Origin of the sequence: Inhella gelatinilytica (genome assembly GCF_016093295.1) — a bacterium.
Taxonomy (GTDB): domain Bacteria; phylum Pseudomonadota; class Gammaproteobacteria; order Burkholderiales; family Burkholderiaceae_C; genus Inhella; species Inhella gelatinilytica.
The window spans coordinates 284,880-306,250 of the sequence record NZ_JAEDAL010000001.1 but is presented as its reverse complement, the minus strand read 5'-3'; the positions used below and the strand labels follow the sequence as shown (position 1 = coordinate 306,250).

22 protein-coding genes are annotated in these 21,371 nt (G+C 66.3%); 11 read left to right on the top strand and 11 right to left on the bottom strand.

Annotated elements, in window-relative coordinates; translation table 11 throughout:
* Window positions 1-133: 133 nt before the first annotated feature.
* Window positions 134-1,627 carry a hypothetical protein gene (locus tag I7X43_RS01445; protein ID WP_198099110.1) on the top strand — a complete coding sequence of 498 codons (1,494 nt, stop codon included), beginning with the start codon at window positions 134-136 and terminating at the stop codon, window positions 1,625-1,627.
* 55 nt (window positions 1,628-1,682) lie between these two features.
* On the opposite strand, the gene I7X43_RS01440 is transcribed toward I7X43_RS01445, so the two are convergent.
* The 6 genes from I7X43_RS01440 to I7X43_RS01415 form a co-directional block, all read right to left on the bottom strand.
* Window positions 1,683-2,363: a substrate-binding periplasmic protein gene (locus I7X43_RS01440; RefSeq protein ID WP_198099109.1), complete on the bottom strand. Its 681-nt coding sequence runs from the start codon at window positions 2,361-2,363 to the stop codon at window positions 1,683-1,685.
* Window positions 2,364-2,502: 139 nt separating this feature from the next.
* The gene (locus I7X43_RS01435) at window positions 2,503-4,020 is read right to left on the bottom strand and encodes a nitrite reductase (RefSeq protein WP_198099108.1); all 1,518 of its coding nucleotides are present in this window, start codon (window positions 4,018-4,020) and stop codon (window positions 2,503-2,505) included.
* 92 nt (window positions 4,021-4,112) lie between these two features.
* A complete protein-coding gene (locus tag I7X43_RS01430) occupies window positions 4,113-4,301 on the bottom strand; it encodes a hypothetical protein (protein WP_198099107.1) in 189 nt (62 codons plus the stop codon).
* Between the two features lie 36 nt (window positions 4,302-4,337).
* Window positions 4,338-5,141, bottom strand: a complete 804-nt coding sequence (locus I7X43_RS01425) for a head GIN domain-containing protein (protein ID WP_198099106.1) — start codon at window positions 5,139-5,141, stop codon at window positions 4,338-4,340.
* A 139-nt stretch (window positions 5,142-5,280) separates the two neighbouring features.
* A complete protein-coding gene (locus tag I7X43_RS01420) occupies window positions 5,281-6,840 on the bottom strand; it encodes an ABC transporter permease (protein WP_198099105.1) in 1,560 nt (519 codons plus the stop codon).
* The gene (locus I7X43_RS01415) at window positions 6,837-7,715 is read right to left on the bottom strand and encodes an ABC transporter ATP-binding protein (RefSeq protein ID WP_198099104.1); all 879 of its coding nucleotides are present in this window, start codon (window positions 7,713-7,715) and stop codon (window positions 6,837-6,839) included. Before I7X43_RS01415 ends, I7X43_RS01420 begins: the two co-directional genes overlap by 4 nt.
* A 255-nt stretch (window positions 7,716-7,970) precedes the next feature.
* On the opposite strand from I7X43_RS01415, the gene I7X43_RS01410 reads away from it, so the two are divergent.
* From I7X43_RS01410 to I7X43_RS01385, 6 genes are read left to right on the top strand one after another with little or no spacing between them, the layout of a single operon-like run.
* The gene (locus tag I7X43_RS01410; RefSeq protein ID WP_198099103.1) at window positions 7,971-9,158 is read left to right on the top strand and encodes a cation:proton antiporter; all 1,188 of its coding nucleotides are present in this window, start codon (window positions 7,971-7,973) and stop codon (window positions 9,156-9,158) included.
* Window positions 9,155-10,273: a YbdK family carboxylate-amine ligase gene (locus I7X43_RS01405; protein WP_198099102.1), complete on the top strand. Its 1,119-nt coding sequence runs from the start codon at window positions 9,155-9,157 to the stop codon at window positions 10,271-10,273. Before I7X43_RS01410 ends, I7X43_RS01405 begins: the two co-directional genes overlap by 4 nt.
* Window positions 10,270-11,052: a gamma-glutamyl-gamma-aminobutyrate hydrolase family protein gene (locus I7X43_RS01400; RefSeq protein WP_198099101.1), complete on the top strand. Its 783-nt coding sequence runs from the start codon at window positions 10,270-10,272 to the stop codon at window positions 11,050-11,052. Before I7X43_RS01405 ends, I7X43_RS01400 begins: the two co-directional genes overlap by 4 nt.
* Window positions 11,049-12,275, top strand: a complete 1,227-nt coding sequence (locus I7X43_RS01395; protein ID WP_198099100.1) for a cation:proton antiporter — start codon at window positions 11,049-11,051, stop codon at window positions 12,273-12,275. Before I7X43_RS01400 ends, I7X43_RS01395 begins: the two co-directional genes overlap by 4 nt.
* A 1-nt stretch (window position 12,276) precedes the next feature.
* A complete protein-coding gene (locus I7X43_RS01390; protein WP_198099099.1) occupies window positions 12,277-12,729 on the top strand; it encodes a universal stress protein in 453 nt (150 codons plus the stop codon).
* Window positions 12,726-13,211, top strand: a complete 486-nt coding sequence (locus tag I7X43_RS01385) for a MarR family winged helix-turn-helix transcriptional regulator (protein WP_198099098.1) — start codon at window positions 12,726-12,728, stop codon at window positions 13,209-13,211. Before I7X43_RS01390 ends, I7X43_RS01385 begins: the two co-directional genes overlap by 4 nt.
* Before the next feature lie 24 nt (window positions 13,212-13,235).
* Here I7X43_RS01385 and I7X43_RS01380 read toward each other — a convergent pair whose 3' ends face one another.
* Together I7X43_RS01380 and aptA are read right to left on the bottom strand one after the other, a co-directional pair.
* Window positions 13,236-14,732 carry a CoA-acylating methylmalonate-semialdehyde dehydrogenase gene (locus I7X43_RS01380; protein WP_198099097.1) on the bottom strand — a complete coding sequence of 499 codons (1,497 nt, stop codon included), beginning with the start codon at window positions 14,730-14,732 and terminating at the stop codon, window positions 13,236-13,238.
* Window position 14,733: 1 nt separating this feature from the next.
* A complete protein-coding gene (aptA, locus tag I7X43_RS01375; RefSeq protein WP_198099096.1) occupies window positions 14,734-16,089 on the bottom strand; it encodes an omega-aminotransferase AptA in 1,356 nt (451 codons plus the stop codon).
* A gap of 83 nt (window positions 16,090-16,172) precedes the next feature.
* Between aptA and I7X43_RS01370 the strand changes: the two genes are divergently transcribed.
* From I7X43_RS01370 to I7X43_RS01355, 4 genes are read left to right on the top strand one after another with little or no spacing between them, the layout of a single operon-like run.
* Entirely contained in the window at window positions 16,173-17,111 is a 939-nt protein-coding gene (locus tag I7X43_RS01370) for a LysR family transcriptional regulator (protein ID WP_198099095.1), read from the top strand.
* A gap of 49 nt (window positions 17,112-17,160) precedes the next feature.
* Window positions 17,161-17,844, top strand: coding sequence for a PA4824 family protein (locus I7X43_RS01365; protein ID WP_198099094.1), 684 nt, complete (start codon window positions 17,161-17,163; stop codon window positions 17,842-17,844).
* A 36-nt stretch (window positions 17,845-17,880) separates the two neighbouring features.
* Window positions 17,881-18,873: an acrylyl-CoA reductase family protein gene (locus I7X43_RS01360; protein ID WP_198099093.1), complete on the top strand. Its 993-nt coding sequence runs from the start codon at window positions 17,881-17,883 to the stop codon at window positions 18,871-18,873.
* Window positions 18,874-18,875: 2 nt separating this feature from the next.
* Window positions 18,876-19,736, top strand: coding sequence for an alpha/beta fold hydrolase (locus I7X43_RS01355; protein ID WP_198099092.1), 861 nt, complete (start codon window positions 18,876-18,878; stop codon window positions 19,734-19,736).
* Here I7X43_RS01355 and I7X43_RS01350 read toward each other — a convergent pair.
* From I7X43_RS01350 to I7X43_RS01340, 3 genes are all read right to left on the bottom strand, one after another.
* The gene (locus I7X43_RS01350; protein WP_198099091.1) at window positions 19,708-19,941 is read right to left on the bottom strand and encodes a hypothetical protein; all 234 of its coding nucleotides are present in this window, start codon (window positions 19,939-19,941) and stop codon (window positions 19,708-19,710) included. The two genes, I7X43_RS01355 and I7X43_RS01350, sit on opposite strands and share 29 nt — an antisense overlap.
* A gap of 199 nt (window positions 19,942-20,140) precedes the next feature.
* Window positions 20,141-20,413: a hypothetical protein gene (locus I7X43_RS01345; RefSeq protein ID WP_198099090.1), complete on the bottom strand. Its 273-nt coding sequence runs from the start codon at window positions 20,411-20,413 to the stop codon at window positions 20,141-20,143.
* 121 nt (window positions 20,414-20,534) lie between these two features.
* Window positions 20,535-21,308 carry a class I SAM-dependent methyltransferase gene (locus I7X43_RS01340; RefSeq protein WP_198099089.1) on the bottom strand — a complete coding sequence of 258 codons (774 nt, stop codon included), beginning with the start codon at window positions 21,306-21,308 and terminating at the stop codon, window positions 20,535-20,537.
* Window positions 21,309-21,371: the final 63 nt, after the last annotated feature.

Sequence of the window (21,371 nt, the reverse complement as noted above, 5' to 3'; positions counted from 1 at the left end):
GGCAAGAAAACCCAGGGCCGAGCGGCGCCTTGTGAGCACCGGGGCTTGCGGGCGGAAGCCCGCAGTTTAGGGTTGGCCCGAGTGTGGCCGATGCGCAGCGGTGCCGGGCCTTCGTCTCTGCACAATGCCGCTCATGAAAAAACGACTCGTTTTCTCGGTTTCTACCCGACACGTGGGCGTTGCTGCCTTGCTGATGTGGCTGGCGACCCCGGGCTTTGCCAACGACGGACGCAACCGCTACGAGCAGGGCGTGCCGGCGCAGCTCTTTCACTGGCACGAACCCGCCGGGGCGGGTTCAGGCTATCGCGTTCTGGCTGAAGACCAGGCGGGTGGGGCCGATGGCGACCCGGCGTACCGCTGGGTCACCCGTCCGGCCCTGGCCTTGGTGCGGCTGGCCAGCCGGCGCACGCACGAGGTCCTGGGGGCGGCGCCCCTGCCGTACCCGGTGTTCGATCTGGCCAGCGAGAACGGTGATACCCCGCTCAAGATGGAGGCGGAGGGCGCGCGGGGCCGTCACCCGGGCAATTCGCACGATGGCGGCTGGAACCTGGACCTGGGCTACTACCTCAGCAGCGAAAAAGGCCAAGTCGAAACGCCGGACTACGCGGCCTGCACCGAGCACCACAAGGTGGGCGCTGAAGGCAAGCTGCTCGAAGCCCGCCAGTGCACTGGCCCTGCGGACCGGCTGGACACGCCGCGCCAAACCTTCTTCCTGCTGGAGCTGCTGCGCATGGACCGCGCCCAGTTCGGCGGGGAGTGGGTGGAGGCCATTGGCATCGACGCCGAGGTGCGCGCGGCCGTGCTGGTCCAAGCCCGTCAGTGGGCGGCGCAGCGTCGGCATGGGGTGACGCCGGCCTTGGTGGAGGCGCTGGGCGCGGTGTTTGCCTCCAGCCCGTACGAGGGCTGGGCCACTTCGCACCACCACCACATCCACCTGCGGCTGCGGGCGTTGGACACCAGTGGCCGCTACCGCGACGCGTTCAAGCGCTTGATCGACGCCGACCAAGCGCTGGAAGCCCGCTTGCTGGCCGGCAGCGCTGCGGCGGCCCGCGGCTGCGCCTTGATCACGGAGCTCTCCTCGTTCAACCTCGCCCGCTCGTTGGACCTGCGCGTGACGGGCTGCACCCAGCCGGCCGAACTGATGGGGCTGCGCTTCCGTTTCCAAGGGGGTGCATGGAGCCCCCCGCTGGACCCGCTGGACCCGCTGCACCACGTCATCCCCGCGCCCACCCGTGCGCAGTTTTCGACCGCCCCGGCCGAAGTGGAGTTGGCGTTCGCCGATGGCCAGCGGGCGCTCCTGCGCCGCGAGGTGGCCCTGCCCGCGCAAGCGCCTTGGCTGCGGGTGCGCGTCGAGGCCCGCGACTTCGTGGCCCGCACGCGCGCCCTGCCCGAAGGTCTGGACGTCACGCTGGATCACCCGCCGGCGCACGCGGCGCTGATCACCAGCCTGGACTTGCTGGTCTGGCGCCAAGGCGCCACGGCCCCCGAGCGGGTGAGCTTGAGCCCGGCGAGCCCACGCGCGACGGTGACGGCACCAGAGACCGTGGAGTCGATGGAGGCCGAGGTCGGGCTTTCCAAGCGGGTGCGCTTGCGGGTGCCAGTGCCCCGCTCCGCTCCGGCCTCCTGAGGCAGGGGCATCGTCCCGGGCCAGTGACCCTGTGACCCATCGCGGATCTTTGCCCCTACTTCGGGTTGGCGCGGCAGTGCTCGATAGCGCGATTGAGCGGCGTGGCCAAGCCCTTGGGGTCCTGTGGACTCAAATAGAAGCCAGTGGAGCGCGTTTTACCCAGGGTGGGGGAGACGCCCTCGGGCCAAACGGGTTTCAGTTCCTCGTAGATGGATCGGGGTACCACCACGGCATCGACCAGATTCAGACGCAAAGTCTTGCCCAACTCTTCGTAGGTGTTGGCGCCCACCACGCGGGCGTAGCCCGCCGCCGTTTGTTCGGCCTCCTGCGGTGAGCCCAGGCGGGCAGCCACGCGCAAACTCTTGTCGGCGGGATTGATGGGGCGCAGGGACAACCACAGGTCTGGGTTGTCCCACAGCGGCTGGCTTTGCAACATGCGGGCGGCGCGCTCTTCGCTAAAACCCATCGGGAAGGCCACGTCGAGTTGGCGTTCCACCACCATTTGAATCAAACGGCGTGTGGGCAAGGCCTGCCAAACAAACCGGGCGTCCAAGGTCTTCGCCACACAGTCGAACAGCTTGCGCTTGAACTCCTCTTCGATGCGGAGTTCACCGTCTTTCAACTCGTAGCCCGGTAGGCCTTCCACAACGCCCGCCTTTACCGTGAGCGTAGCGCCCGCCACCGGCGGCGCGAACCCCGGGGCCGCAACGATGAACGCCAAAACCCAACTGCGCATGGGGTCGCTCCTCGAAGGATGATGGACGGCTGCACCAAGAGGGCACGCGCCGCAGGCCGAGAAACTGTACACCGCCGCTTCCGTGTCCACCTCGGAGGGGCGCCCTATGGAGCCGGCACCTCCGGCGTACGACCGGCGATCAATGCGAGGTGCCCTCGCTGCGCGTGAGCTTGTTGTGCAGGTTGTACTTGCCCACGGGTTTGCTCATGGGCAGGCGCTTGACTTCCTTGAAGGTGGCCGCGTCATAGACGATCAGGGCGCCGTCCATCTCCCACAGGCTGGCCAGGGCGTATTGGCCGTCTCGGGTGAACTCGATGTGGGCCAGAGTTTTGCCAGGCTCGCGCACCTCGGCCACCACCTGCAGCGTGCGCTTGTCGATGACGGTGAGCCGGTCCTTGGCCTTGGGCGCCATCATGGAGTCGACCCAGGCATAGGGGGTTTTTTCGTGGCTGCGCATGAAGAAACCCGGGCCCGGCGTCGCGATGGTTTTGACGGTCTGCCAGTTGGTGAGGTCGATGACGTCAATGGCGCCATCTTTGAGGTTGGGGCTGGCCAGTACGCGGCGGCCTTGGTAGTCAAAGGTGATGCCCGAGCCCAGGTGCGGCATGCCGGCAATGGGCAGGTTGGCGACCTTGCGGCCGGCGTCCAGGTCCACCACCTGCGCCGTGGCCTGACCGTCGCCTTGCGGGCGGCTGGCGCCCAGGGCGTGGCGGTAGGCCGGGTCGAAGAAGAAGTCGTCCAGCGGCTCTTCCAGCTGAATGCGACGCGGCGCGGCCGGCGCCTTCTTGCCGGCGTAGGAGATCTCCCACAGCTCGGGCACGTCTTTGAGGGCGACGACAAAGCTCTGGCGCGGCGCGGCGTCGTAGACAGCGGAGACGCGCGAGCTCTCCACGCCGCTGCGCGCCGCATGGGTTTGCACCAGTTTCAGGTCGTGGTCAAACAGCACGACGCTGTGCGGCAGGTAGTTGGCGGCGATGACCCAGCGCCCGTCGCTGCTCACCGCCACGTTGCGCATGTTCAGCCCGGCGCGCACCTCGGCCACCAGCTTGAGATTCCAGAGGTCGTACTTGCTGATCCAACCGTCACGTGATCCGAAGTAGACAAATCGCCCGTCGGGGCTGAACTTGGGGCCGCCGTGCAGCGCGTAGCGGGTAGGAAAGCGGTGAATGCGCTCAAAGCGGTCGCCATCCAGCAGGCTGACGTGGTGGTCGCCGCCCTCGACGACGATGAACAGGTTCATCGGGTCGGCCTTCCACTGCGGCTTGTTGGGCAGCTTGCGGGCGTCGGTGTGCTGAACGCGCGAGGCCTGGATGTCCAGCTCCGTCCACGCCGGCGTGGGGCGCATGGGCTGGTAAATCAGCTCGGTCAGCGCCTGAATGTCCGCGGGTGAGAGGCTGGCCTGAAATGCCGGCATCTGGGTGGCCGGGCGGCCCTCCGCAATGGTTTTGCGCGCCTCGGCGGGGCGCAATCGGGCCAGTGATTCGGGCAGCAGGGCCGGGCCCATGCTGCCGGTGCGCTGGGCGCCGTGGCAGCTGGCGCAGTGCTGCTGGAAGAGCGCGGTGGCATGTGGGGCGCTCGGGCTGTCTTGCGCGGCCTGGGCGAGCCCGAGGGTCAGGCTGAGGGTGGCCGTCACCACCGTGAAGAGGGTGCGTTTCATGTCCGCCATGATGGCGACCTTCATCCCCCTTGCCCTTGACCTGGATCGACCCGGCGCGCAATGGCCGGGTCGAGCCCGTGGGCTGGAACGGTTCAGCGCCCCAGGATCCGGGCCGGCAGCATCAGCACGGCGCGCAGCAAGGCGAAGGCGGCTTCAAAGGTGATGCCGATCAGCCGGAAGGGGAGCGAGAGCAGCCACACGAAGGGCCACGCCACCAGGGCCAGCAGCGCCAGCGGCCAGCAGAGGAAGAGCAGCAACAACCAGACCAGGAAGCCGAACATGGGGGGACCTTTCTGCGTCGTTTTGCGTGGCGACGTTTAGCGCGCGCTGATCTCGCCCGAGCCGCTGATCTGGCTCTTGACTTGGGGGCGGCCGGCGTAGCTCAGGTCGCCGCTGCCGCTGAGGGTGGCTTCCAGCTCTTGGCACACGCCCACGTCCAGATCACCACTGCCCGACAGGCGCGCCTTGATCTTCTGGCCACTCAGCGACGCCGCTGCAACATCGCCGCTGCCGCTCAAGTGCCAGTCTTGACGCTCGGCCGTTCCGGCCACTTGCACGTCGCCCGAGCCCCGCAGGCGGGCGGTGAGCTCGCGCACGTCGAGCTGGCCGATCTGCAAGTCGCCCGAACCGCTGAGGTCCAGCTCCAGGCGCTCGCCCTTGTAGCGGTCCAGCTTAGCGTCGCCGGAGGCGCTCAAGTGCAGGGCTTGCAGCTGCTTGAACTGCACCGTCACCCGCAGCTCCTGGCGCGTGGAAAAGCTCGCACCGGGCTTGACCCCAACCACCAGTGTGTCGCCCTCGACCTGGGTGGTGATCATCGACTCGATGTTGTCGTCGGCGCGCACTTGAGCGCCCTCGCTGTTGCCTTGCACCAGTACCACATCCACCGGGCCGCTGACCTTGACGCGGCTGAACGGCGAGAGCGCGCGGGCCACTTCCACCGCTTTGCCCGAGCCCTTGATGCGGTGGGCCGAGTGGCCCACCGAAGTGGTGCCCCCCACGTGGACGCTGAAGCCGTTGGTCTCCTGCTTCACGTTGATGGACCATTCCTTTTCAGCCGCCTGCGCGAGCGGCAGCAGGCTGAGGCTGGCGAACAGGACGAGCGGGGCGCGGAAGCTTTTCATGGTGAGGACCCAGGGGTTCGAAGTGGCGTGACTGTGCCGAGCGGGCGCCAGGGTGTCGCGGGGCCTGCGATCAAATGCGCCGTGACGAGGATGAACTGCAAAACCTCTGGATTGAGGGTCGAGGTTGGGCACGCAGCGTTTAGCGCCGGCGCGCCTGCCACAAGCCCACCGTCAAACCCATGACAGCGACCAGGGCGGTGAAGGCTGGCATGGCGGTCGGCGCCACGCCGTTGAACCCCAGCCAATCCAGCGCGCCCACCTGCGGGGCCTGAACCGCCACAAACAGCCAAAACAGAAAGAGCGCCAGGAAGGCCCGCCCGCCGCCGCTCAGCCGGCCCAACACCAGCGCCGCCGCACTGGCCGCCGCCAGCCCGGCTGCCAATGGCGTCAACAGCGCTGGCTGCTGGGCGATGGCGGTGGCGCAACCCGCCAGCCCCAGCCACGTGGCGGCCGCCCAGCGGGTGAGCACCCGCCGCGGCGCGCCACCGGGCAAGCTGGTGGAGAGCGCTAGGGTGCCGGCCTGCTGCGTGTCGCGCGCCCCCAATTCGGCGGCCCACAGGGCCCAGCCCGCCAGAACCGCGGCCACCCCGGCGCCCAGGTGCGCGGGGGGCACGGCCGAGGTTCCGAGCCAGGCGGCAACCAGCCACACCAAGGCGAGGGGCTGGCTGATCAAGCTCAGCATGCCTTCGGCCCACACGCCGGCCAGGGGCAGGCGACCGACGAGCGGCAAGAGGCGGCCCAAACCGCGGGTGAACGGGCTCAGGCTCCACGCCACCGCGCGGCCGAGGCGACCGTGCGCGGCGGCGGCGCTACGGGCGCGAACCCGGTCCGGGCGGTAGCGGTGGAACAGCGGCAACGCCAGCAGCAGGGGCAGCGCGGCCAGGGCCAGCGCGCCCAGCCGCCAGGCCACCATGGGCAGCGTCCACAGGTCGGGTGGGAACGCCCGCAGGGGTAGGTTGGGGTCAAACGAATTGCCCCCAATCGCGATGTGGGGGGTGCCCAGTTGCTGGGCCAATGCGAACACCGAGGTGGCCAGGCCACTGAAGTCCAACAGCAAACTGGCATTCAGCCCCTGGAGGTGTTCGTTCAGTGGCATGAGGGCAAAGAGTGCCGTCCACACAAAAAAGTAGAGGACATCGCCTCGTCGCCCCATCAGCGGCGCCCAGGCATCAAAAAGCGTGGCGCAGCAGGCGGTCCACAGCAACTGGGGCACCAGCATCAAGAGGTAGTGCTCGACGTACACCCAAGGCAACCAGGGGCCTTCACCGCGAAGGGCATGCAGCGCCCAGGTGCCCATCAGCAGCACCCCGGCCAGGGCCATCAGGTAGGCAAAAGCGCCCAGGGCGCGGCTCAGCAGCAAGGTTTGGTTGTCGACCGGCGAGGCCGCGAGCACGCCGGCCATGCCGCTGCGCAAGTCCTCTTGAACGCGCCCCCGCGCCAGGTAAAAGCCCGCTAAACCCAGCAGCACGCTGCCCATGGCGGCGCTGCCATAGGCCAAGGTGCCGCTGCTGTAGGCCAAGCGGTGTTTGTTGGCCTCGAGCAAGGTCAGGCCGCTGGCGGGGTCGGCGATCATCAGCCAGGTCACCGCCAGCACGGCCAGGGCCACGATCAGGGTGCCGGGTCGCCGCACGCGCAGCAAGAACTCCGCCCGCAGCAACGCGGCGAAGGGCGAATGCCGGCGGTGCAGGGCGGCGGTCACGCAGCCACCCCTTCGGGTCGGGCGTAGCGCAGCGCCATTAACGCTTCTTCCAAGCTCGGTGGGCTGGTTTGGGCGCCCTCGAAGGGCGCGTGTGCCTGGGCGACGCGGACCCGCACGCTGCCCTGTCGGTCGCGTTGCGCGTGCAGCACCTGCCATGCCCCGCGTCGAGCTTCGTAGTCCGCAGCGTCGAGCTCGCCCGCCCACACCTGGCCGCTGGCCCGCTGCAGCAGGGTGTCGGGCGTTTCATAGGCGCTCAGCCGCCCGCGATTCAGGATCGCGAGGTGGGTGGCCATGTTTTCGACGTCCGACACGATGTGCGTGGAGACGATCACCAGCTTGCGAAAGCCAATTTCGCTGAGCAGCTGCCGAAAGCGCAGGCGTTCTTCGGGGTCCAGTCCGGCCGTGGGTTCATCCACCACGAGCACGTCCGGGTCGTTCAGCAGCGCCTGCGCGATGCCCAAGCGTTGGCGCATGCCGCCTGAAAAGCTCGCCGCTTGACGGTGGGCGTGTTCATGCAGGTTGACCTGCTCCAGCAGGCGCCGCAGCCGGGCCGGATCGCGGACGCCCTTGAGGGCCGCGAAGTACTGCAGCAACTCCAAGGCGGTGAGGTTGGCGTACACGCCGAAGTCCTGCGGCAAATAGCCCAGGCGGCGGCGCATGGCCTCGGGCTGGGCCACGATGTCCTGTCCCTCCAGCAAGAGGCGACCTCGCGTGGGCTTGATCAGCGTGGCGAGCATTTGCATCAACGTGGTTTTGCCGGCGCCGTTGTGGCCGATCAAACCCAGAACGCCGGGCTGGAGGGTCAGGCTCACGCCGTCGACCGCAAAAGTCTTGCCGCCGTCAAAGCTGCGGCTGAGGTTGTCCAGTTGCAGCATGGGCGCACCTGTTGTGTGAAGAAGGCGCGCAGCGTAGGCCGACGCGGCGGGGGCCGCGAGCGGTGTGCGACAGGCTGTCCGTTCAGGTGCATGAAGAGTGGGTTCGGGGCGAGGGCCAGCCGGCGGTTCCCCGGGGCCACCCCGTGCAAATCCTGAGTGGCGCATCAACATATTGACAATATATTTGCTAGGTATATATGCAAGTGAAACTTTTGGGCTCACGGAGCCGTTGCACGATCACGGAAGGGGAATCGAATGAATCCAGCGGATTCGATCTGGCTCATGACCGCCTTGGCGGTGGTGGGTGCTTTGGGGGCCGAGGTGGGGGTGCGAACCGCTGGCCTGCCGCGTGTGTTGGGTTATTCGCTGGTCGGAGCCATGTTGGCGCTGACTGGGCATGGGGTTGCCTTGCCCCTCAGTGGCTGGTCACGCGGCGTGGTGGACAGCGCAGCGGCGGTGCTTCTGTTTGAGGTGGGGGCCCAACTGCGTTTGCGATGGCTCGCAAGCAATCGGTCCATGTTGCTGGTGTGTGTGCTTGAAGCCAGCCTGACCGCTGGACTGAGCTTTGCTGTCCTTTATTGGCTGGGGGTGGGTGTGCAGGCTGCCGCTGCTGCAGCGGTGGCGACGCTGCCGGCATCAGTGGCGGTGGCCGGGCGTGTGGCGCGCGAGCTGGGGGCGCAAGGCCAGGTGGCGCAGCGCATGGCCGTGTTGGCGGCAACGGGCACCTTGGCCGCCGCGATCTTGATGGTGCCGCTGCTCAGCATGATTCATTTGGGGCAGGCGCCTATCGCGTGGCTTGCGCTGAGTGAGTTGTCGCTGTCCATGGCCAGTGCCTTGGCGCTGGCGACGGCCCTGGCCTTGGCGATTGCGGGTGTGACGAAATGGATGAACCTGCGGCAGGAGAACACCGTGTTGCTCGTGCTGGCCCTGATTCTGTTGGTCAGCCACTCGGCCCGCTTGGTCGGAACGTCCACGCTGTTGGTGCCGTTGCTGGCCGGCGCCCTGCTGCGCAACATCAGCGACCGGGCCTGGCCTTGGCCGCAGCATTTCGGCACGGCCGGGGGGCTGTTGGTGCTCATGATGTTTGTGGTGGTGGGCTCCGCCTGGTCAGTGGGCACGTTGCAGGCGGGCTGGTGGATGGCGTGCGCCTTGGTGGCCGCGCGCTTGGCCGCCAAGACGCTGGCCGTTTTGGCCCTGCGTCGTCCGTCCGGTTTGAAAGAGCGGCAAGGGTTGGCGTTGGCCATCACGCTTATGCCGCTGTCAGTCACTTGTTTGCTGTTGCTCAACGAGTTGATGGTGGCCGCACCCAGCGTGGGCGCGCAAATCGCGCCAGTGGTGCTGTCCGCCCTGGCGATCCTGGAGTTGACGGGGCCCTTGGCTGTCCGCTGGGGGCTGCGGCGAGCGGGTGAGGTCCCGGTTGAAATCAAACGGAGTGAAGCATGAGCTTGCCGGTCTTTTCCCAGTCGCGGCCGCTGACCTTGGGCGTGGAGTTGGAACTCCAAATCGTCAACACCCATGACTACAACTTGACGCCTCAGGCCGTGGATCTGCTGCGGCAGATGAGAGGCGTGTCGATTCCGGGCGAAGTCAAGCCGGAAATGACGCGCTCCATGATCGAGTTGTCGACTGGCATTTGTGAAGACCATGCCGATGTCCTGAGCCAATTGCGGGAGATCCATGGCGCGCTCCAGCAGGGTGCTAAACGGCTGGAGGTGGCGCTGTGTGGCGGGGGCACGCACCCCTTCCAGGACTGGACGGCCCGTCAGATCTTTGACCGTCCGCGTTTTGCGGAGCTATCGGAGTTGTACGGTTATCTCTCCAAGCAGTTCACGGTGTTTGGGCAGCATGTGCATATCGGTTGTTCGGGCCCGGATCAGGGGCTGCAACTGCTGCATGGGCTGTCGCGCTACATCCCGCACCTTATTGCGCTGTCGTCGTCGTCTCCGTTTGTGCAAGGGGCGGATACCGGGTTCGACTCGGCCCGCTTGAACTCGGTTTTTGCCTTTCCCCTGTCGGGGCGTGCGCCCTATGTCTTGAGCTGGGAAGCGTTCACTGAATACTTCCAGAAGATGCGCCGCACCGGCGTGGTCAAGAGCATGAAGGACTTCTATTGGGACATTCGACCCAAGCCGGAATACGGCACGATCGAAGTGCGGGTGATGGATACCCCGTTGACTGTCCGCAAGGCGGCGGCCATCGCCGGTTTCATCCAATGTTTGGCGCGTTGGATTCGCACCGAGCGGCCGTTCGAGCTCTCGGAGGATGACTATCTCGTCTACACCTTCAATCGTTTCCAAGCCTGTCGCTTTGGGCCGGAAGCGACCTATGTGGACCCGAGCACTGGCGAGCATCGACTCCTGCGTACGGAGCTCGAAGACCTGTTCGCTCGCTTGGAAGTGCATGCGATGGAGCTCCGTGCGGAAGGGGCCATCCAGCATTTGCGCCACGAACTGCTAGATATTGGCAACGATGCGGGGCGTTTGCGCCGCCTGTATGCCCACGGGTGTGACTTGGGCGAGTTGGTGCGCGAACAAACCGTGATTTGGAGCGAGGCATGAAACCCGAACCGCTGCGCATTGGACTGTCGGCGCGCTTGCTTCATCAGCCCCCACGGGAGCTGGGTTTTCGTAACAAGACCTTGCATTACCTGGAGCAAAGCATTGCGCACTGGGTGCTGGGGCGAGGGGCTCTTGTCTTCATGATTCCGGCACTGGGCCAAGGCGCGGAAGTCGAACGCCGCCAAATTGCGCTGGGCGAATACGCCGCTGCGCTGGATGGACTCGTTTTGCAGGGCGGCGCCGACATGAGCCCGCAAAGCTATGGCGAGCTGCCGCAGCGCCCGGAATGGGAAGGCGACCCGGTGCGGGACCGCTATGAGCTCGAATTGTTGGAGGTGTTTTTGCGGCGAGGGCGACCGGTGCTCGGCATCTGCCGCGGCTGCCAGTTGATTAACGTGGCCTTCGGGGGCACGCTCTACCAGGATCTTTCTACCCAGCGGCCGGACGCCATTACGCACTACGACCCTGCGCAGTACGACCAACTGCACCATGCCATCGAACTCGTACCGGACAGTCGTTTGGCCGCCCTGTATCCGGAGGTTCACTCGGCCAAGGTCACCAGCTTGCATCATCAAGCCATTGCACGCTTGGGAGGCGACCTGCAGGTGGAGGCCATGTGTCCGGACGATGGCATTGTGGAAGCCATACGTGGCAAGGGCGTTGACACCGTAGTTGGCGTGCAGTGGCACCCTGAGTTCCATCCGGATCATTCGGATTGGCTGAGTGCTGAACCTCTGATGGATGACTTTCTCGCCTTTGCGAAGGCGCGACGCCAATGAATGACGCTTTGCCTCTGGTGCTGCAGGTCTTGCCTGGTGCGTGGCCTGCCTCCAATCCTCTGATCGTGTTTGGCTTGTTGCTCGCATTCGGCGTGCTGGGCGGCACCCTGGCGGCGCGGATACGGTGGCTACCTTCGATCACTGCATTCATGGCGCTGGGTCTGCTTATCGGACCCAGCGGCATCGGGCTCCTATCGAAAGAGGCGCTGCTGAATTCCCGCATCCTGGTGGACATCGCCCTGGGCCTGATTCTGTTTCGCTTGGGCGGGAGCCTTCACCCCCAGCGGACGCTAAAAAATCGACGTTTGGTGGTCACCAGCGTGGTGGAGAGTTTGGCGACGGCGATCGCGATTGGGTCGCTCTTGATGCTGTTTGGCGCTGGCGCGGGGGTTGCGGTTCTCGCGGCCTCGATGGCGGTTTCGTCTTCGCCTGCGGTGCTGGTGCATGTGGCAGAGGAACTCCATGCGCGGGGCACCATCGTTGAGGGGGCGAAGGCCCTGGTGGCTGGCAACAATCTGTTGTCGTTTGTGTTTTTTAGCCTGGCGTTGCCGGTGGCCCTGTTGGGGGCGCAATTTGACGTGGTGGGCGCTTGGGCTCTGCCAGCCTATCAATTGCTCGGGGCGGTATTGGTTGCTGCTGTGGTGTCGGTGTTGGTCACGCAGATTGCACGGCTGACTCGCAGCGCGGACAGCCACTACCGATTCGCCTTGGTGGTGGGCGCAGTCACGCTGGCCTTGGGGTTGGCGAAGGCCTTGGAGGTGTCCGGGCTCTTTGCGGGGCTGTGCCTGGGTATTGGCTGCCGCTGGCTGCAAGGGCGCACACGATTGACCCGCATCGAATTCGGCGGGGGGGGTGATGTGTTCTTTGTCATCCTCTTTGTCTTTGCCGGCGCCAAGATCAACCTCATGCAAGTGTGGGAGGTTCTGCCCCTGGCAATGGCTTTCGTGGCGACCCGGACCGCGGTCAAATTCGTGACGGTGTACTTGGCGTCACGGGCCTACGGCGTGTCGCATCGGAGCGCAACCGGGCAGGGCTTGTTATTGGTGCCCATGGCGGGGCTGGCTATTGGTCTTGTGCAGACCTCAACGGGGTTGATGCCCGAATACGCCGGTCCGGTGGCGGCCATCGTGTTGGCCTCCGTGGCGATTTTTGAAACCCTTGGCCCGCCCGTCGCCGCTTTTGCGTTGCGTTATGGCGGAGCCGTCCCGGTGAAGGAGAGTTGAGGTGACGATCAAACGTCTGATGGTGGTGCTGGAACTGACGCCCTGGAGTGCGTCGGCCGTCCAGCAAGGGCTGGCGCTGGCAGGGGCGCTTGCGGCCGAATTGGTGTTCTTCGTGCCCCTGCCGGCGCTGGGTTCGGCCATGGGCGATGCGTTCACCCTGATGGTGGAGTCGGGCGAGACGACCGATGCGGCATTGCGCTTGGAGGCGGCGGAGCGTTTACGCCAAGCGGCTGAGGCGGCGGATCACGCGGGTATCCTTCACCATGTGGCGGTTCAACGCGGTGGCGACCTTTCCAGCCTCGTGGTCGAGCAAGCGCGCCGCTGGCACTGCGCCTACATCTTGGTGGGGGCGCCACCGCAGAATGCCGTCATGCGCTTGTTGTCTGGCAACCTGATTCCCGCCCTGATCACAGCATCTCCAATTCCCGTCTTGGTTTGTAAGGATGAGCAGTGAAGGCAGTCCCCCACGGATCGGAAACCGACACCCCGGAGCGGTTGCTGCGTCAGTTCCGTGTGGTGTTGCGGGCGGTTCGAGCGCACTTTCAAGCCGTTGAACGGGAAGTTGGAATAGGCGGTGCGCAACTGTGGGCACTTGCCGTCATCGACCAGCGGCCTGACTTGGGGGTGAATGAATTGGCTCGCGCCCTCAGCATCCGCCAGCCCAATGCCAGCAGCATGGTGAAGCTTTTGCATTCGGCCGGCTATGTGGAGACCCGTCGCGACGCTCAGGACAAGCGCTTCGTCCGCTTGCGTGCGACGCCTGAAGGGCAACGCCTGCTGATGCAGGCGCCTGGTCCGGCAGCGGGTGTGTTGCCCGCGGCGCTGAAAGACCTCACACCGGAGTCCGCGCGGCAACTGGAGCGCAGCATGGGGGAATTGATCGCGCTGCTCCAGGCGGACCCCGCGCTGGCCGACGAACCGCTGGCTCAGCTTTGAAAGGTCCGCCCGCTCAGGCGAGGCTCAGCTGTTCGATGGGAAGCTGAACACCGCGGACTCCCGTACCCCGCCGCTGGGCCAGCGCTGGGTGATGGTCTTGCGCTTGGTATAAAAGCGCACGGCGTCCGGCCCGTAGGCGTGCAGATCGCCAAAGAGGCTGCGCTTCCAGCCGCCGAAGGAGTGGTAGGCCACCGGCACCGGCAGGGGCACGTTGACGCCCACCATGCCGACCTGGATGTGGTCGGTGAAGTAGCGCGCCGCCTCCCCGTCGCGGGTGAAGAGGCAGGTGCCGTTGCCGTACTCGTGGCTGTCGATCAGCTCCATGGCCTCGGCCAGGCTGTGCACGCGCACCACGCCCAGCACCGGGCCAAAGATTTCTTCTTGGTAGATGCGCATGCCGCGCTTGACATGGTCAAAGAGGCAGGGGCCGAGGAAGTAGCCGTCCTCATGGCCTGGCACCTGGAGGCCGCGGCCATCCACCACCAGCTCGGCGCCTTCTGCCACGCCCTGATCGACATAGCCGCGCACCTTCTCAAGGTGCTGGCGCGTGACCAGCGGGCCCATGTCGGGGTTGCCGGTGTCGCCCGGGCCGACCGTCATCTTGGCCATCTCCACCTTCAGCTTGGCCACCACGGCGTCGGCCACCTCGTGGCCCACGGCCACGACCAGGGGCACGGCCATGCAGCGCTCGCCACAACTGCCGAAGGCCGCGCCCATCAGAGCGGCCACCGCGTTGTCCAAGTCCGCATCGGGCATCAGCACCGCGTGGTTCTTGGCGCCGCCCAGGGCTTGCACGCGTTTGCCGGAGGCGCTGCCGTGGCGGTAGATGCTCTCTGCAATCGGCGTGGAGCCGACGAAGCTCACGGCCTTGACGTGCGGCGAATCCAGCAGCGCGTCGACCGCCTCCTTGTCGCCGTGGACAACGTTCAGCACGCCGGGCGGCAGACCGGCTTCCAAGGCCAGCTCGGCCACCAAGAGGGCGGAGGAGGGATCGCGCTCCGAGGGCTTGAGCACAAAGGTGTTGCCGCAAGCCACGGCCATGGGCCACATCCACAGCGGAACCATGACCGGGAAGTTAAACGGCGTGATGCCGGCGCACACCCCGAGCGGCTGGAACTCGCTCCAGGAGTCGATGCCGGGGCCGACGTTTCGGCTGTGCTCGCCTTTCAGCAGCTCGGGTGCATAGGACGCATATTCGACGTTCTCGATGCCGCGCTGCAGCTCCCCGAGGGCGTCGGCCAGCACCTTGCCGTGTTCGGCGGTGATGAGCTGACAGATGCGCTCGGCGTTGGCTTCCAGGAGTTCCTTGAGCTTGCTCATCACCCGCGCGCGCTTGAGCGGCGGGGTGTTGCGCCAGGCCGGGAAAGCTGCCTGTGCGGCCGCGATGGCCTGCTGCACGGTCACGGCGTCGGCCAGTTGCACCTGGCGGCTCACGCGGCCGGTGGCGGGGTTGAAAACATCAGATTGACGGCTGCCGCCGTCCACCAACTGGCCATTGATGAGGTGTTGGATGGGGGGCATGTCAGGCCACTTCCGAGAGGGATTCGCCCAGGGCGTTGATCAGGCTGTCGAGCTGGGCCGGGGTGCTGATGAAGGGCGGCGCGAGCTGAATGGTGTCGCCGCCATAGCGCACGTAGAAGCCCTTTTTAAACATGGACATCGCGATCTCAAAGGGGCGGCGGGCCGGTTCACCGGGGTGGGCGGTGATAGTCAAGCCGGCCGCGAGACCGTAGTTGCGGATGTCCGCCACATGCCGGGCGCCGCGCAGGTTGTGCACCTTCTCTTCGAAGGCCGGGGCCAGAGTGCGCACCTGGTCGAGCGTGTGCTCCTGCTCCATCACCGCCAGCGTGGCCAGGGCCGCCGCGCAGGCCACCGGGTGGGCGCTGTAGGTGTAGCCGTGCGGCAGCTCCAGCAGGTAGTCCGGCCCGCCGGACTGCATGAAGCTGTCGTAAATCTCTTGCTTGGCGACCACGCCGCCCAGCGGCTGCACGCCGTTGGACACCTGCTTGGCAAAGTTGAGCAGATCGGGCGTGACACCAAAGGCCTCTGCACCCGTCCAGGCCCCCGCGCGGCCAAAGCCGGTGATGACCTCGTCAAAGATCAAGAGGATGTTGTGCTGCGTGCAAATCTCGCGCAGGCGCTGCAAGTAGCCCACGGGCGGGATCACCACGCCGGCCGATCCGGAGAAGGGCTCGACGATGACGGCGGCGATGGTGCTGGCGTCGTGCAGGGCAATCAGGTTCAGAAGCTCGTCGGCCAGCTCGGCGCCGGTCGGCGGCATGCCTTTGAAAAAACTGCCGCTGGGGGGCTGGGTGTGGGGCAGGTGGTCGGCCTCGATGCCCTGACCAAAGGTCTTGCGGTTGCCGACGATGCCCCCCACCGAGATGCCGCCGAAGTTCACGCCGTGGTAGCCCTTGACGCGGCCGATCAGGCGGGTCTTGCTGGCCTGACCCTGGGCGCGCCAATAAGCGCGGGCGATCTTCAGCGAGGTGTCGGCGGCCTCTGAGCCCGAGGCGGTGAAGAACACCCGGTTCAGGCCGGAATCCTTCGGCATGCGCGCCACGATCTGGTTGGCCAGCTCGAACGAGAGCGGGTGGCCGAACTGGAAGGCGGGTGAGTAGTCCAGCGTCGCCAGCTGGCGCGCCACCGCGTCCACCAGCTCAGGGCGGCCATGGCCCAGGCCGCAGCACCACAGGCCGGAGAGGCCGTCAAAAATTTGACGCCCATCCGCTGTCGTGTAGTGCGTGCCCGAGGCAGCGGTGAACAGTCGCGGGGCCGCTTTGAACTGCCGGTTGCCGGTGAAGGGCATCCAGTGGGCGGCCAACCATTCGGGGTCGGCAAAGGACGCTTGCAGCGAGTGGGTGTCGGCCAGGTTCATGCGGTCTCCTCGGGGATGGGGGGATCTTGCGCTTTTATTTGCTTGAATACGATGGCGAAATATCCCAGCTCAGTTGAGTTTTTATGCAACCAAAAAAATCAAGGGCTCTGATCGGGCAGTTGGGTGACGTGGATTTGCGCTTGCTGCGGGTGTTCAAGGCCGTGGCCGATTGCGGCGGAATGGCGGCGGCCGAACTGGAACTGAACATCGCCATCTCCACCATCAGCCGCCACGTGAAGGACTTGGAGCAGCGCTTGGGGCTGGTGCTGTGCCGGCGCGGCCGCGGCGGCTTTGCGCTCACGCCCGAGGGGCGGCAGTTGGTTGAGGCCGCCGAGCAGCTGCTGAGCGCGACCGATGCCTTCCGCGGCCGCTTGCACGAGATCCACCAGCGCCTGGGTGGCGACTTGCATATGGCGGTGTTTGAGAAAACCGCCAGCAACCCGGCGGCACAAGTGCCGCTGGCACTGAGCCGTTTTCGCGACCAGGCCCCCGATGTGATGCTGCACGTGCACATTGGGTCGATCAGCAGCATCGAGCGGGGCGTGATTGACGGCCAGTTCCACTTGGGGCTGGTGCCCGAGCACCGGCGCTCGGAGCGACTGGTCTACACCCCGCTATTTCGCGAAACCATGGTGCTGTATGCCGGGGTGGGTCACCCCTGGTTTGAGACCCGGGCGCTGCGGCCCGGGTGGGCGGACTTGCGCCACCAGGCGCTGGCAGGGCTGGACTATCACTCGCCCAACCTCATGCTGGCCCATGCGCGGCAACTGAGCCGCCAGGCCAGCGCGTCCGACCAGGAAGCGGTGGGCTTGCTGGTGTTGTCTGGGCGCTTTGTCGGCTTTTTGCCGGATCACTATGCCGCGCCCTTTGTTGAATCCGGTCGGCTGCGGGCCGTGAATCCAGAGGTCCTTGCTTACCCCTGTACCTTCAGTTGCGTGATCCGCCGGACGCCGGCGCCGCCCCGTGCGGCTCAGGCGTTTGTAGCGGCGCTACAGGCGGTACACGCCAAGTCCTTGGCCTGATTCGGGCCGTGCGCACAATGCAAGTTGTTATCCCCCTTTCGGAGGTCGTATGAAGACATTGAAATTCGGGCTGGTGGCCGCTGGGTTGCTGGTCGCGGCGGCCAGTCACGCGGGCGCGCCCATGGCCACGGAAGATGCCGATGTGCTGAGCCCGGGGCAGTGCGAGTGGGAGACCGTGGCCGAGCGAGCCAAGGCGGCGGGCATTTCAGCCCACGGTTGGAACACGGGCTTTCAATGCCAGGCGATCTTCAGCACCCAAATGGGCTTGGCCTTCGGCCGCGCGACGGCCGAGGGGGTGAGCGCGAGTTCACTGACCTTGAGCGGCAAGACGGGGCTCATTGAGCGCAAGGGCGATGGCCTGGGCCTGACGCTGGCCTGGGGGCTCGAGAGCCTGCGCCTGCCCGGGCGCAGCGGCTATCGCCAGGATGCCCACTTTGCCAAGTGGGTGATGAGTTATGGCCTTGGCGCCTGGACTGTGCACGGCAACGTTGGGTGGATGCATTCCAAGCTGGCCGATGAGACCGTTCGGGCGACGGCGCTGGGTGTGGGCTACGCCCTGAACGATGCGGTGGAGCTGCTGGCTGAAAGCTACGGTGAACAGGGCAGTCCGCGCAGCTACGGGGTGGGGGTGCGCACGGTGGTGAACGACTGGACGTTTGGCGCCATGGCCACGCAAGACCGCGGCAGCCCCAAGACGCGCAGCTTCACGCTGTCGGCCAAGATGGGGTTCTGAGCCCATCCGCGCCCCTGCTTGCATTCGGAGTTCGTCATGACCGACTACCTCGCCTATCGCGCCCACCAAGAAGATGGTCGGGTGATGTCTCGCCTTGAAACCCTGGCGCCCCAACCCCTTGGCGTGGGCCAGGTGCGGGTGGCGGTTCAGTGGTCAGGCATCAACTACAAAGACGCGCTGGCCGCCACGGGGGCGGGCAAGATCATGAAGCGGTTCCCGCTCGTGGTCGGGATCGATCTCGCGGGGGTGGTCAGCGAATCGGCGGACCCGCGCTACGTTGTCGGTGAGCCCGTGATCGTTGTCGGCTGCGGCATCGGCGAGGAGAGCGATGGCGGTTTTGCCGAACAAGCCGTGGTGCACGGGGATTGGATCGTGCGCTGCCCTGCGGGACTGAGCCTGCGCGATGCCATGGCCATCGGGACGGCCGGCTTCACCGCGGCCATGGGCATTCAGCGCCTGGAAGACAACGGCCTCACGCCCTCCGCCGGCCCGGTGTTGGTGAACGGTGCGACGGGCGGCGTGGGCAGTCTGGGCCTGAACATGCTGGCGGGCGCGGGCTACCGCGTGACCGCTTGGACCGGCAAAGCCGACGCCGCCGACTGGCTGCGGGGCCTGGGCGCGGCCGAGGTGATGCTGGCGAGCAGCCTGCCCGAGAAAGTCCGCCCGCTGGAAAAAGCCCTGTGGGCGGGCGCGATTGACAACCTGGGCGGCGCCCCGCTCGCGTGGCTGTGCGCGACGATGCAGCCGCTGGGTTCCATCGCCAGCATCGGCCTGGCCAGCAGCCATGAGCTGCACACCACGGTGATGCCTTTCATCCTGCGCGGTGTGAACCTGCTGGGCATCAACAGCACCTATTGCCCCGTACCCTTGCGCGAGAAGGTCTGGGCCCGCCTGGGTGGCGACCTGAAGCCTTCCGGCCTGGCCACCATCGCCCAACGCGAGGTCGGATTGCGGGAACTCCCCACGGTGTTTGAAGACTACCTGCAGGGGCGCGTCACGGGCCGAACCCTGGTTCGGGTGGGAACTTGAGCATGCGGATTGAAATCGAACCGGGCGTCCGCTTGTTTGTCGATGTGGAAGGCTTGGGCTATGTGGTGGACGGGCCTCGCCTGCGGGAAAAACCCACGCTGATCTTGATCCATGGCGGACCGGGCTTTGACCACACGGGGTTCAAGCCGTTCTTTTCGCAACTCGCTGATCTGGCGCAAGTCGTCTATTACGACCAGCGCGGGCATGGCCGTTCCGATCAACGTCCAGCCTCCGAATGGACTTTGGATACCTTCGCGGACGATGTGGTGCGCTTGTGCGAGCGGCTGGGCATCGTCAAGCCCATCGTGCTGGGCCAGAGCTTTGGCGGGTTTGTGGCGCAGCGCTACCTGGCGCGTCACCCCGATCACCCGGCGCGGGTGATCCTCTCCAGCACCACCCACCACATGGGGTTGGTACGCAAGAACGCCTGGTTCGGTCGCCTGGGCGGCCCGGCTGCGGAGTCGGCATCGCAGGCGTTTTGGTCGAATCCCTGCGCAGAAACCTGGGCGACCTACGAGGTGCAGTGTCGGCCTCACTACAACACCCAGCCCCAGGACGGCGAAGCCAGGCACCGCCAGGTGTTCCGTCCGGAAATCCTGTTCACTTCGGCGGCCGGCGAGCAGCAGCGCATGGATCTGCGGCCCGGCTTGGCGGGCGTGCGCTGCCCGGTGCTGGTGATGGCGGGCGATACCGACCCGGTCACGCCGATTGAAGATGCCGAGGAGATCGTGGCCGCGCTACCGCCTGCCTGCGTGCAGTTTGAGCGCTTCGCTAATGTGGGCCACGGCCCGTGGCGCGATGACCCGGTGCGCACGCTGGCGGTGCTGCGCCGGTTTATTGGGGGCGAGGCTTCGAGGGCCTGAGGGCGCCGGCTGCCGGCGGCTCGGCCAGGAGTTGAGCCCCAGCGGGCGCGGGCACCGTGATTTCGATGCGGGGCAGGACCACCACCGGGGCGGCGGCCGTGGCGGCCGCCGGGTTGAACACCGTCAACGCCACGGCGCTGGCGACGCTGACCCCAGCCGCCATCACGGTCATGGTGAGAAAGTCAACGGCGCGCAATGTGCTCATGGCGACCCCTTGGGGTTGAAACGGGCGATGGTGGGAAGTCTGGCGCCTTCACGGACGGCGCGCGAGTCGGGTGTGACGAGCGGCGGAATGCCGGGGGTGAATTGCGCTGGAATCGGGTGAACGGCCGTGATCCGACAGGGCGACCCGAGTACGAAAAAGCCCGGCCAGGGCCGGGCTCGGTGGGCAACGCGGTGGACGATCAACACACCGCGGTGCTGGGCGCACAGGCTTCGGCTTTCGCCAACTGTGCGGCGTCCGTGGATGCCCGCTTGACCGTCACCACCACTGTGGGCAGGTGGGGCACCTCAGGGCGCTTGGCCGTGATCTCCACCCGGGGCAGCATGACCACCGTCTCGCTCACGCCATCGAGGGCGGGCTGGAAGGTGGCCAGAGCGGCGGCGCTGGCGAAGCTCAGACCCACCATGGTGGTGAAAGTCAGGAGGCTGGCGATGCGCGACGGGGTGGTGTTCATGGTGGGCTCCTCGGGGTTCAGCGTTGCGATGACTGAACTGTGCGCGAAGCCCTTTGAGCGCGCGAGCGGCTTGCGATGAACCGCAGAAATCACGCGCTGAATCGACGGGGAAGTGGAGCGTTTAGCCCAGCCAGGCGCGCGTTTGGTAGGGCAGTCGCACCTGGCCTTGGCGCTGGTGTCGATCAAACAGGTGACCCAGCGCCCGGACGACCGCGTTGCCGTCGTGGCTTTCACGTGAGGGCATGTAGGAGCGGCTGAAAACCAGGGCTTCCAGCCCCTCAGCGTCGAGCAACTGGTGATGCGGGCCATGCCAGAACTGAGCGCCCGCGCCCAAGAATTGGGCGGCCCGCTCCAGCTCGTTGTCCGCCACCTGCGCCGCCCGAGCGGCCCCGCCAAACTGTGCGAACAGGGTATTCAAATCCTGGTGGATCGGGGCGGCCTCGTCCCGGTCGTTCCAGATCAGGGCCACTCGCCCGCCCGGCTTCAGCACCCGGGTGCATTCGCGTCGCGCGGGCACGGGGTCGAACCAATGAAAGCTTTGGGCTGCCGTGATCAGGTCCACACTGTGGTCGTCGGCCGGCAGGGCTTCAGCTAGGCCCGCTGCGCTTCGGTAGTGGGGGACGTTGGACAAGCGGGCATCGCATGCGGCACGCATGGCGGCGTCGGGCTCGACGGCCAGCACCCGCCATCCACGTGCCAAAAGACCTTGCGTGAACAGTCCCGTGCCAGCCCCGATGTCCAGCACCTCCGGGTGCACCGGCAGATGCGAAGCCAGCCAGTCAAAGAGCGCGGTGGGGTAGTCCGGGCGCGCCGCTTGATAGGCCGCGACTTTGGTGGAAAAGAGCTGCGTACTGTTTTGGCCGAAGGCCTGCTCGAGCGGGGACTTCCAGGGCATGACGCCATCCTAGCGGTGGCCTGTCTTCAGCGCGACGCCGCTCCAGCGGACCAGCGCCCAGCG

Coding starts and splice junctions, on each gene's coding strand:
- I7X43_RS01445 (WP_198099110.1), top strand. CDS start 134: ATGAAAAAACGACTCGTTTTCTCGGTTTCTACCCGACACGTGGGCGTT.
- I7X43_RS01440 (WP_198099109.1), bottom strand. CDS start 2,363: ATGCGCAGTTGGGTTTTGGCGTTCATCGTTGCGGCCCCGGGGTTCGCG.
- I7X43_RS01435 (WP_198099108.1), bottom strand. CDS start 4,020: ATGAAACGCACCCTCTTCACGGTGGTGACGGCCACCCTCAGCCTGACC.
- I7X43_RS01430 (WP_198099107.1), bottom strand. CDS start 4,301: ATGTTCGGCTTCCTGGTCTGGTTGTTGCTGCTCTTCCTCTGCTGGCCG.
- I7X43_RS01425 (WP_198099106.1), bottom strand. CDS start 5,141: ATGAAAAGCTTCCGCGCCCCGCTCGTCCTGTTCGCCAGCCTCAGCCTG.
- I7X43_RS01415 (WP_198099104.1), bottom strand. CDS start 7,715: ATGCTGCAACTGGACAACCTCAGCCGCAGCTTTGACGGCGGCAAGACT.
- I7X43_RS01410 (WP_198099103.1), top strand. CDS start 7,971: ATGAATCCAGCGGATTCGATCTGGCTCATGACCGCCTTGGCGGTGGTG.
- I7X43_RS01405 (WP_198099102.1), top strand. CDS start 9,155: ATGAGCTTGCCGGTCTTTTCCCAGTCGCGGCCGCTGACCTTGGGCGTG.
- I7X43_RS01400 (WP_198099101.1), top strand. CDS start 10,270: ATGAAACCCGAACCGCTGCGCATTGGACTGTCGGCGCGCTTGCTTCAT.
- I7X43_RS01395 (WP_198099100.1), top strand. CDS start 11,049: ATGAATGACGCTTTGCCTCTGGTGCTGCAGGTCTTGCCTGGTGCGTGG.
- I7X43_RS01380 (WP_198099097.1), bottom strand. CDS start 14,732: ATGCCCCCCATCCAACACCTCATCAATGGCCAGTTGGTGGACGGCGGC.
- aptA (WP_198099096.1), bottom strand. CDS start 16,089: ATGAACCTGGCCGACACCCACTCGCTGCAAGCGTCCTTTGCCGACCCC.
- I7X43_RS01370 (WP_198099095.1), top strand. CDS start 16,173: ATGCAACCAAAAAAATCAAGGGCTCTGATCGGGCAGTTGGGTGACGTG.
- I7X43_RS01365 (WP_198099094.1), top strand. CDS start 17,161: ATGAAGACATTGAAATTCGGGCTGGTGGCCGCTGGGTTGCTGGTCGCG.
- I7X43_RS01360 (WP_198099093.1), top strand. CDS start 17,881: ATGACCGACTACCTCGCCTATCGCGCCCACCAAGAAGATGGTCGGGTG.
- I7X43_RS01355 (WP_198099092.1), top strand. CDS start 18,876: ATGCGGATTGAAATCGAACCGGGCGTCCGCTTGTTTGTCGATGTGGAA.
- I7X43_RS01350 (WP_198099091.1), bottom strand. CDS start 19,941: ATGAGCACATTGCGCGCCGTTGACTTTCTCACCATGACCGTGATGGCG.
- I7X43_RS01345 (WP_198099090.1), bottom strand. CDS start 20,413: ATGAACACCACCCCGTCGCGCATCGCCAGCCTCCTGACTTTCACCACC.
- I7X43_RS01340 (WP_198099089.1), bottom strand. CDS start 21,308: ATGCCCTGGAAGTCCCCGCTCGAGCAGGCCTTCGGCCAAAACAGTACG.